The sequence below is a fragment of the Bacillus sp. S4 genome, assembly GCF_040838205.1.
Taxonomy (GTDB): domain Bacteria; phylum Bacillota; class Bacilli; order Bacillales; family Bacillaceae_G; genus Bacillus_A; species Bacillus_A cereus_U.
The window spans coordinates 1-7,039 of record NZ_JBFPJI010000164.1; the positions used below are offsets into that span (position 1 = coordinate 1).

Consider the following 7,039-nt stretch of genomic DNA (forward strand, 5'->3'; position numbering starts at 1 on the left):
CAAGAATCCCACTGACGTTAGTCAGCTGGCCCCTTTAGGGGTGGGAGTGTCAAATGTACAATTTTTTGATTTAAATGGGCTACCAGAAAACATTAGCCCGTTCATTAAAAAGTTAATTCAACAGCAAGTCGTCTCTATTTAAATGTGAAAAAGAGACCTTTTTGAAGGCCTCTTTTTTTCACTTCACTTCTGCATGTAAACAAGATTTAAAATGTCCAAGTGCATATTCATGTCCTTGCGCATTAAAAGATGCTACTGCTTTTTCATAAACCACAATTTGAAACCCTTTGTTATAAGCATCTACTGCTGTATGAAGGACGTAACCGTATGAATACATGGTATATCTTAAAAACGCCTTCGAGCTTGTCGGAACAAGATTTTTCACAACTTATAATGCAAATTTATTTCAAAAGGACAAAATGGTATATAAATTTGCTTAGCATATGTTTTCGTTAATATGTTGATGGGACTTCTTAAAGGCTGAATTAATATAATTTTTACAAACAAAAATGGACCTTTAAAAGAGGTCCTTTATTTCTTACAAAAAATCAACACTATTATTTAACATAGTCTAATCAAAAGAAAAACCAAAGACCACTGTATTTTCAGTCTTTAGTTTTTCTCATGTAATTAAAGTATCTGCGACAAAAACAAAATATTATGGTTTAATGATAACTTTCCCACCTACTCTTGTCATTGCTATTGCTTCAGTCACTTTGGTGCCGTTAGTTGATGTATCTCTATAAAAGGCATCCAACGCTTCATCAAACCACTCTGCGTCTTTTAATTTACTAGCTTATGTGTATGTAGATGGTCAGATGATAAATAAGATGTTACTAAAAAAGGGATTAGCAAGAGTTGCTTATGTATATGCACCAAACACAAATCACATCGATGAGTTTTATGCAATTCAAAAAGAAGCACAGAAAAAAGGAATTGGGATATGGAGTATTGAAGACTATGCTGCTAATGATTTCAATACAAGTTCTTCAACAAACTCTAATCATCCTAAAACAAATTCTACCCCCTTCTCAAAACAATTCAAACGATAATAAAGAAAGCAATGTAGCTTGCAAGGGGAAAATCAAAGGCAATGCAAACAGCAAGATTTATCATGTTCCTAAGGGAGAATTTTATGATAAAGCAACAAGTAATATTGCCTGGTTTTGCACAGAAAAAGAAGCATAAGAAAATGGATATGTAAAATCAAAACGTTAAAAAAGCACCTATAATTAGGTGCTTTTTTATTAACTATATTATGCATCTTAATATTACACTCGTTGGTGAAACAACTTATGATAAGTACCTACTACCTTTTGAATCGCATCTGCAATACTAAGGTAGAATTCGTCTTTATTTTCTAAAGGCGTTAATTCCATCAAACGAACCTGGTAATTCTCCATAGGGTCTTTAGGTTGTGTACTAACCTTATGCTTTGGATAAACTGCCCAAACTTCACGTATCGGTCTAAATACTTGCCATTGGTCCGGAGACGCGTTCTTATATAGGAAAGGAGAATTCATATTGGCTCGATAAGAAATTAATTGTCGCATAACTTCTGTTTGTTTTCTAGATGACAATGAATTACTATCCCATATAAAATACAAAGGTCTGTATTTGAAATCGACCATAATTGTTCCAATATATTCATCAAGTTCATATATATCCATTCGAACATCTGGACGAGTATGTGCTCCATCTGCATAAATCGGTTTATCCAGAACTGTCTTTTCCTTATTGAATGGTAAGGTTTCATCATAAACCAAACGTAATCGAACATTTTCTTTCTTAAACTCAATTGTAGTTCCTGGTTCTAAAAAAGGAACCGTAATTGCTTTAGAATTAGGATTTGTATCAAAAATCCAACCTTTTACTACTTCAAAACCAACATTTTCATTCTGTAATCCATTTACCAATTGTAAAAATCCCCAAATTTCATACAATAAATCCGTTCGTTTCCAATAGTAATCATAATTGGTATCCAGTGCAATGGACAATTCTTCATTTTTTAATAAACGATACAGTTTATATAATTGTCGATATCTCATGTCTAAATGAAGCGCATGAGGAATGTTCAACATTTTTGCTTCTTCTACTTCCTCCATCCAATCTTCTTTTAATACAATCAAGCATTCACTTCTCACTTGTCGAACGAATCGTTCATATTCTAATAATTCATCTAATACTTTAGATTTCATACGAATTTGGACACTCTCATCGCCACGAAAGCGTTGAAAATACTGTTCTTTTTTAATTTCTTGTTGTACTTTTTCTTTATGGTCATGGAGATATAGCAATAAATCGTTCATTTCTCGTGAGATAAAACGCATAATTTTTTTAATCCACTGATTTTCTAATAAGTTATGATTTCTAGTATGTTTAGGTGTATAAACATAATCTCGACTTTCTGGATGTCTAGAACGATAACGAATACTAGTAGCATCAACAATTCCAGCTTTTCCTTCTGGAACCAAATCATATTCTTTACGAATCCGCATACGGGGTTCGGATTGAATAGATTTTAAAGAGTTAATCCATTTCAAGTAATCCTTTTTAACAATATATAATTTCCGAAGAATATGAATGGGAATTGGAAGTGAACTATTAATTCCAAGACTTGCATTTTTTCGTATCAAATCCTGCGCTAATCCATTCAACGTTTCTTCAACGTCTTCACGCATCGAAACCCATTGTTCTTCTGTAATTTGTTTTGGTTGTACCTTGAGCCAAGAATAGTACGCTACATCTTGCACAACTACCTTAATTCGATAATATCCAGGGATGAGTGGATAATACTCATTAGATTTTTTCGGGTCTTTTGAATACTTGAATAAATCTATAGGACTTATTTCAGGAGATACATATGCAACATCGTCATCCCCAATTAATAAATTCCAAGAAGGAAGAGTATCCAACCCATCCATATAAAGACGGGCTGTTTCATCCTCACAAATAAAATCTAACTCTAAATTTTTGTTCTCCACAACTTCCGGTACCTGTACCTGTTCGCTTTCGATTCCATACAAAAGCGTTTCATCCATCACAAAGTTAGTAATAGGTACCTCCTTTTCATTTTGCCGAAAAATAACTTTAAATGGTATGACCATATAAACGTAACTCCTTCGCTTTTTCCCCTATCAATTTTCGTGTTTGTTTAAATTCATAGGAAGTTGGCATAGTAGATAATAATTCTAACAATTTACTGTTCTCTACTGTTCTTGTGTCTGAATTATACTTACCAATCAATTCCGTAAATTGTTCATCCGACCCACGAACTTTTGTTAGAACACGTTGTACTAACTGAATATCAAAAGCTTCTTCTCTACTAAGAGGAGCGTTTAGCGGAATGTTATTTAGAAAATTGCTGATTTGGCGAATAATACGCCATCCGATTCCTAAGTTTCGACTGCAATTTTGCAATTCAATGTGCAAATCCCAGAGGAACTTAGATTCATTTTCATGTAATGAAATTTCACGTTCTTTTTTCTTGAATGTTTCGTATTCATCAAATGTAAACGGCTCTGACTTCGGTATAATTGGTTCTTGTTTTCGTTGTTCTTCCATTTGTAGCACATTGGAGTACGGCTGCATATTTAAAGTAATTACATTCGCTCGGTCTAATACCTTATCAGAGAATTGGAATGTAGATTCATCAAGATTTACAGTTCCTACAAAAATCACGTTACTTCCTATACGTAAAGTAGGTGGAAATACATTTTGGTTGTAGATTCTTGCACTAAACTCTTCATTATATAAACGTAAAATTCGCTTATTTTCTTCCAACTCAAGTACCGATAAGAATTGTGAGAAATAATGTTCAACGCGTGCAAGATTCATTTCGTCAAAGCAAACGACATGCAAGTCTTCACTATAATCTTTAGCACGGGCTAAGATATTCATCACACCGGAATCTCCTGGGCGATATACGTTATGTAATGTATCTAGATAACCAATTACATCTGCATCATCTTGCCAAAACGGACGAACCGGTACAAATAACATTTGGTCTTTGGTTAGTTTCAAAGCATTTGCATAACATTGGACAAGCTTCGATTTTCCAGTACCACTCATACCAGCTAAAATTACAAGACTTCCCGTTTTCATTGCAGTATGGAAATTATATAAATCTTTAGTATCATAATAGAGTCCTAAACGTTTGCATTCATTTTGAAATACTTCCATAAACTCATGTTCTCTGTAACCAATAGAGTGTTCTTCTGGTGTAACAGGTTCTACAGGTTTGTCATCTAATAATTGTTCTTTTGGAGCATCTTGTGTTTCTAATCCGCCAATCGGTTCCCCATGTTCTTTAAGCAAATCTTGCAATTCATCGCATTGTTTTGATTCCATAAAAAGAACCTGTTCATGCAAATAACTATTCATAACATATTCCGTTTGTAAATTGATGGAATTCACTTGGTTTGATGATGTATAGAATCGAAAACCACCATGAGCATAATCATATTTTTCAAATGAACCGTATAGTGTATATTCTTGCTTGTCCGGTTGATGTTTCCATAAAATCATAGATGGAGCAACGTCATCATCCTTAGAGATTTGTTTGTTTTCTCCTATATATTTTTTACCCTGTAATTGTTGTTCAAATACCTCTTTTGTACGCTCAGTTGTTTCTTCTGAAAAAATTGGAATCGGCTCCAAAAATGTACCAGGGGCAAAAGAATCAGATTTCTTAACAATACTTACATCTCTTGCAACATGATACTCCATTCCGCCACTTGGTTTTTTTAAATCTACTTTAAAAAAGAGTATATAGCGATTCAAAAAATCGCGAAGCGCTTGCTTTCTGTCGAAGTGGCTTTTAGTAATATCATCATAAAAACCCCAATTATTTAACTCCTCCTCATAACAACATACATCTCTTATTTGTCGAGGGAAACTTTCAGGGGGTGTAGAAACGATTCGTATGTAAAATTGTAAATTATCGTTTTGATTGATAATAACAGAACTTCTTCCTGTTGAAACCTCCCCGTCATTTGCTAAAATCCCTGCAATATTAATATCCCATCTTTTTGCTCCGTACATGCTACATAACCCTCTCTCTTCTTCCGTTATATTGATTCAATAATTCGTTTACTTCATTGAAATCTTTACAAATTTTGATTTTTTTCTTGTCTAGTTGTGAATACGAATCATTCATACTCAATAACATTTGGTTTTGAGGATTGAGTTCGTATGATAAAATCCAATAATTTTCATAGTCTTTTGTAAATGGATACTTATGAACATCATCTGATTCTACAAAATTAAATTCGATTCTTTCATCTTGAAATCGTTGTGTAAATAGAGGTTTTCCAATTACAAGAATTCGAGTTTTATTTGTTTGATTCAAAGTTACTTTCATTTCAGTTGTTGTTTTGTTATCAGAACCTTCCTTTGATAGTTCTTGTAGTTGTTTTTCATGTAATTGTTTCTCTTTCATTTGTTGTGCATGTAAATAATTTAATTTACTCTGCAAAACTTTTATTGTTTCTTCTAACGCGGCTTTTTCTTTATTCCATTTACCTGTTCCCCCCGTGTACTCAGTCATTTTTTCGTTTTCTTTTACTAATTCGTTATACAATCGGTTTTTTTCAGTTAGTTTTTCATGGGTATTCTTATTTTTTTCTATCATCTCGTCTATCTTTTTCTTATGAATTTCATCGCGTTTTTCCAACTCCTTCTTTAGGTTGTCTACCTTTTGTTCGAGTTGTTGTATCTTCTTTTGGTCTTTTTTAGAGGTCGTCGTTTCCTCTTTTGGCTTTTCGTTAGAAATTGTTTTTTGTTTTGTCATCGGTTTTTCATCGTCCGATTCAGTGTTAAGTGTAATGGATTCATTCGGAAGATTTAATAATTCACTCTGTTCGTCTTTTAAAAGTGCGTACAATTGAACTGCCTTTTTTTCTTGGTCTTCAAAAAATAGTTTTGTAAATACCGTAGCAGCATTACTGTGCTCCGCAATATTTACTAGTTCGTTTACCTCTTTATCTACCAATGATAATCCATCTAGTAGATTTGACGTGACCCCTTTGGACCAGGACATCAATTTTGGCAAATTCTTTGTGTCAAGCAATTTTGAAATAAGCATATTTCTATTTGTTTTATTAATGAAAGACTTAAGTTTATTTTTTCGGACACCATTAACTGGAATTTTTGTGACTTCGTATATTTGAGTCAAAACTTCATTACTAAATTTAGGTAGCAACCATCGCCACACATCTTTACTAGACATACAATCCCTTCTTTCTAAAAGTGATATTGTTTTTTGTGTCTGAATCCGTTTACATAATTATCACTCCCCTCAAAATTGGTATTTCTAACCGTTTATTCCTATTATATTAAGAGTCTATAAGAATATAAAGAAGTAACTAATCTGTTTATAAGATAAGTTACCGTAAATAAATAACGTCCTTAGGTCAAAGCCTTTGCTCTAGCATATAATTTTTTGATTTAAAATTCATTATAATATTTTATTAAATTAAATTGATTTATCCATTATAATAAAATCGTCACATCAAAAGGAGAACAGTTTAAAATCTTAAAAATGCGATGGAATTATGTGGAGGTGTAATATTGCTAAAGGTAAAATCACTTAAGTTTTATTTTAAGAAATGTGTATCAAAAATTGTGGAATTTCTCTTACTTGCTTCAGGTCCACTATTATTTATAGCCGCCTTTACTGGTACGTTTTTCGTTTCTTTTCAAAGTAATCCAGCAATTAAAGATGAAGCTTGGATTGTTCTTAATGTAGGCGTATGGACGGCAATCATTGGCTTAGTTTATGACAAGCTAGATATTTTCTATAAAGAAAGAGAAGCAGCACAAAAAAAAATTGATAAACAGAAAAAGCATATATTTCAAATCATTCCAGGCTGGTATAGAAATTTGAAATACATCACTGCCTTCGTTTTTTCCATAATAGGTGTAGCATATTGTTTTTTCATGAATGATGAGCTATCCAAAGAGGCTGGGACAGCCCTAATGGTCGGTATTTTTCTTAATATGTTAAGCAATTATTTAAAAAATGTAGGTCATCGTAGCT

The 7,039-nt window shown here is 32.9% G+C and carries 5 protein-coding genes and 2 pseudogenes; 3 read left to right on the forward strand and 4 right to left on the reverse strand.

Features of this window, described 5'->3' with window-relative positions:
- Nucleotides 1-178: 178 nt before the first annotated feature.
- A pseudogene (locus AB3X48_RS14900) lies at nt 179-319 on the reverse strand (isochorismatase family protein); the annotation flags it as partial.
- A gap of 511 nt (nt 320-830) precedes the next feature.
- On the opposite strand from AB3X48_RS14900, the gene AB3X48_RS14905 reads away from it, so the two are divergent.
- The gene (locus AB3X48_RS14905; protein ID WP_367959703.1) at nt 831-1,052 is read left to right on the forward strand and encodes a thermonuclease family protein; all 222 of its coding nucleotides are present in this window, start codon (nt 831-833) and stop codon (nt 1,050-1,052) included.
- The gene (locus AB3X48_RS22080) at nt 970-1,188 is read left to right on the forward strand and encodes a sunset domain-containing protein (protein WP_483298825.1); all 219 of its coding nucleotides are present in this window, start codon (nt 970-972) and stop codon (nt 1,186-1,188) included. Before AB3X48_RS14905 ends, AB3X48_RS22080 begins: the two co-directional genes overlap by 83 nt.
- A gap of 83 nt (nt 1,189-1,271) precedes the next feature.
- Here the strand turns inward: AB3X48_RS22080 and AB3X48_RS14910 are convergent, their stop codons facing one another.
- Genes AB3X48_RS14910 through AB3X48_RS14920 form a run of 3 tightly spaced genes read right to left on the reverse strand, consistent with a single transcriptional unit; the run spans nt 1,272 to nt 6,229 of the window.
- Nucleotides 1,272-3,107, reverse strand: coding sequence for a DUF2357 domain-containing protein (locus AB3X48_RS14910; protein WP_367959704.1), 1,836 nt, complete (start codon nt 3,105-3,107; stop codon nt 1,272-1,274).
- Nucleotides 3,091-5,043: a DUF8727 domain-containing protein gene (locus AB3X48_RS14915; RefSeq protein ID WP_099003867.1), complete on the reverse strand. Its 1,953-nt coding sequence runs from the start codon at nt 5,041-5,043 to the stop codon at nt 3,091-3,093. The genes AB3X48_RS14910 and AB3X48_RS14915 overlap by 17 nt, the downstream gene beginning before the upstream one ends.
- Before the next feature lies 1 nt (nt 5,044).
- Nucleotides 5,045-6,229: a hypothetical protein gene (locus AB3X48_RS14920; protein WP_367959705.1), complete on the reverse strand. Its 1,185-nt coding sequence runs from the start codon at nt 6,227-6,229 to the stop codon at nt 5,045-5,047.
- A 341-nt stretch (nt 6,230-6,570) separates the two neighbouring features.
- On the opposite strand from AB3X48_RS14920, the pseudogene AB3X48_RS14925 reads away from it, so the two are divergent.
- Nucleotides 6,571-7,039 (forward strand): annotated as a pseudogene (locus AB3X48_RS14925) (hypothetical protein); the annotation flags it as partial.